The organism is Paractinoplanes durhamensis, from assembly GCF_016862175.1.
GTDB classification, from domain to species: Bacteria; Actinomycetota; Actinomycetes; order Mycobacteriales; family Micromonosporaceae; genus Actinoplanes; species Actinoplanes durhamensis.
The window spans coordinates 1-1,781 of sequence record NZ_BOML01000119.1 but is presented as its reverse complement, the minus strand read 5'-3'; the positions used below and the strand labels follow the sequence as shown (position 1 = coordinate 1,781).

Annotated in this window: 1 protein-coding gene; it reads left to right on the top strand. The window is 60.3% G+C overall.

The genetic code is table 11. The annotated features are described in order from the left end of the window. Positions 1–123: 123 nt before the first annotated feature. Positions 124–1,781: NucA/NucB deoxyribonuclease domain-containing protein (locus Adu01nite_RS47355; RefSeq protein ID WP_438871122.1), on the top strand; the 1,658-nt coding region annotated here is incomplete at its 3' end.

Genomic DNA, 1,781 nt, shown 5'->3' with positions numbered 1-1,781 from the left:
GCCATGTTGTGTGCCACAAGTTTCGGCCCACCTGCATATGCGCAGGACGGAAACGGGACGCCGCTGGTGTCGCCGAATACCACATCAGACGCGACGTTAACTGCCACTGCAACACTGGGCGACGTGAGCTCGGCGCTGGTCGATCCAACAACGTCGCACGGTATTTCCTGGGAAGAAGCGCTGCGCCAAGAGAGCAGTCCGACTGCATCATTTGCCGATGCGGTGGCTGACACCGAGCGAGAATCGTCGATGTCCCATTACTACCCCGAGGCGCCAGACAGCCCACTGGAGAATCCATCGACACCGGCGGGCGAAACGCCGGCGCCGGCGCCTTCTGACGAGACGCACGGGCCGGCGGACGGCACTGCCCCGCCGAGTCCTGCACCGGCCTTTACTTCGCCGTCAAGTGCGCCGGCTTCCGCATCGGATGCTACGGAGCAGCCGGCGACAGGGGAGTCACCGCAGTCTCCGGAGGACTCGAGCACGGACGCTACCGCGGGGATTGTCAGAGGCGTCGGGCACCCGATGGGACGGTCTTTCGGCGCCCCTCTGCGGGCGCTGGACATACCCGGAGAGCAGCCTGACGTCACACAGTCGAGAAACGGCGAGTACCTCACGGTTGATGAATGTCGTGAAAAGTGGCTGGGTAACTATAAATGGTACGTCAAGAACAGTTTCTCGGTATGCCGCCTGGAAGGCGGGGAGTTCAACTTCTACGAGATTTACAACGATGCGCCACCCCGATGGGTCGGCAAGCTTTCTTTCCGCGTGACGCTGCTGGGGGCTGCATCGAAGACGTCGAGGACGGTGACGTGGGAGGCGCACTTCGATAAATGGCAAGAGACCCTTAAGCAGCTCAACTCAGCCGTGTTCGGATTCTACTTCGACTGCACCGCCTATCAGACTCCCGGGAACGGTATTTCAAAGTGCCCGACTCTCGGCGAGAAGGGTGCCATTCGAACGGTAAGCGGCTGGAAACGATCTCCAGAGTTCACCCAGGTTATATCTACCAGCACGCTCCCGAGCGGGCAGGCGAACGATTACAAGATCGGCGGCTTTGACTACACCTTCCACGTGTTTAACCAGACGCTCGGCCAGGTAGCGCCGTCTCCTAGCGCTCCGAGGGATGAGCAGGTGGTGATCGCGGGCCGGTGCGATAACGCGACATACATCAAATATGCAAAACAATCCCGGGCGGCCGCTTGCGGCTTTCCGTACGCGGCCAGCGTCTTCCACCTCAACTACAACGAAACCAAAATCCGCCCCTCGGTAGCCTTCATATACCAGGCGATGCACAATCTGAGGTCGCTTCGCCCCGATGCGACAGCGGACCAGTTTGTCCCGGGCCAGCTCTACTGGAATGAGTCCGGGAACATCATGCCGCCGTTGTCGCGTCTCCACCCTGCCCCCGAAGGTCGGTATCGGCAGCAGACCGAATGCCGGCAACGGTTCGGACAGGACTACACAGCCGGCCCGAACGGAGAAAAGCGGGATTGTGACGAATACCCCTTCAACGCCACTCAACAGAACATGCTGCGGGTCGGCGGCCCAGCCAACGAGACATGGGCGGTAAAACCGGTTAACCGGTCCGCGAACCGGACGGTCGGCAACTATCTCAACCGGTTCTATTTTGAGGATCGCGTTCTCAACAGCGATAAGTTCTACGTAGATATCGACAACGCACCTAATGACTGCTGCACGGACGAGCCTTATGTCCCGGCGTCCCCGCAAAGTGGTCCGGTCATGGCGACCGGGGCAGTCGCTTCGCTCACAGGACTAGA